Annotated in this window: 1 protein-coding gene; it reads left to right on the plus strand. The window is 39.9% G+C overall.

The window, feature by feature from the left end:
* Window positions 1-217: 217 nt before the first annotated feature.
* Window positions 218-1,734, plus strand: a 1,517-nt coding sequence (locus tag JOC31_RS09775; RefSeq protein WP_205017956.1) for a YSIRK-type signal peptide-containing protein, incomplete at its 3' end; no start/stop codon positions are given.

The raw sequence follows: 1,734 nt of genomic DNA on the forward strand, positions 1-1,734 counted from the left end.
TTTCATTATAAGTCATGTGGGACTTTTTGCATACCGTCAAAAAGCCCTACAATATCTGAATGAGATTTACCCACTACAGAAATTATAGAGCCAATAATGTTGTAGTATAAGAGTGTTTTAGATTGATTGTTTTTCTCTTAAATACAAAAAATTTGACAAAAGTTTAGATTGTTTGATAAAATATGTTGAAATTCAAGAAAAATTAGAAGGGGATGTTATGTTTAATCATAATCATGAAAAGAAACTAAAGTTTTCGATTCGTAAATTTTCTGTAGGAGTCGGTTCGGTTGTTATCGGTGCTCTGCTATTTCTCTCTCCACAAGTATTAGCAGATGAACTTGGAACAACAGCTACACAAGAGGTTCCTTCAGAACAGGTTGCGAGCCTAGCAACTACGGTTACGGATTCAAGTTCAGTAGCAACGTCTACGGAAGGAGTAGCTACTACAAATGCTGAGGTTGTTTCAACAAATACCGAAGCTGCTACAAATACTGAAGTCACTTCAACGAATTCAGTAGCGACATCAACAGAGTCAGTAGTGACTAGTGACGAAGCGGCATCGACACAATCAGAGCCTGTAGCATCAACGGCAGATACAACGAGTGAGCCTACTTTAGATAGTACTCCTGTCGCAGTAGCATCAGCACCAGTAGCGGCTGCAACAGCAGATACAAGAACCTACTCAACAAGTGGGACTTGGGCCTTAGCAGATGAGTATGCTGACAACGATTTGGTAGTTGAAGATGTTGCTGCCAGTAAAGGTTACGCAACAGCCACAACTAGTATTGCTCGTGAAGATGGGACTGTTGTAAATGTAACGGCAAGTATCAAACCTGTTGATGGAAATCCTGAGGGTATTGGATACCTTGCAAATGGTGCTGACCAATCTAAATATGGTGCGACAGCAGAGATGTTTGTCGGCAACCCAAACCCATCAACGATTCCAGCACTAGGTATCCTCACCCAGCCATCAGACACAGAAGGTGGTGGTGATTTACGCGATAAGTTGAACTTTAGCGGAAAAGAAGCATCAACTATTTTGACGTTGACCTTTGACCAAGAAGTAACTAACCCAATCATCGATCTTTCTGGAGTCGGTGGTAACTCTCGTATACGATTTGTTACAGGTTATTCACGTGGTTCCTTTAATGCGACTTATTTTGAGTTGTTAACATCAGATGTGACGCTTGAAAAAGCTAGTGAAGGTGTTAACTTGACAGTTACCGATACTTCTATCGAAGTCACAGATAAGAATGCTTTCCACCGTTCAGTAGTTGACCCAACTTATTCTGGGTTTGATGAAGATAGCAACCGTATGCCAAATGTCTCTCCAGCAGGTACGGGTTCTATCCGTCTGAAAGGAACATTTAAAGAAGTTCAATTTAAGTTATACCACGAGTCAACACCTTTTACATCTTTCCCAACAGATGAATATGAGACAGGAACATCATACTTTATTAATACTTCAACAACATCTAACCAGGCTTACAGTATCGGTTCAGATAAAATAAATGGTAATAATAAACATTATAATGACTACGTTGATTATCGTAATACTTACAACAATGAAACAACCAACTCAGACCTTCTCCGTTTCTCACTCCGTTTGGAAAACTCAACAGAGCAAACAGGTTCAGTCATTGTCAATTATATCGATACTGATGGAAATGTCATCGGTACTGAGTACAAAGACTCAACTGATGTTGCAGTAGGTACAGCCTATAACACAGCCGA

The sequence above is a fragment of the Streptococcus saliviloxodontae genome (genome assembly GCF_016908655.1).
GTDB classification, from domain to species: domain Bacteria; phylum Bacillota; class Bacilli; order Lactobacillales; family Streptococcaceae; genus Streptococcus; species Streptococcus saliviloxodontae.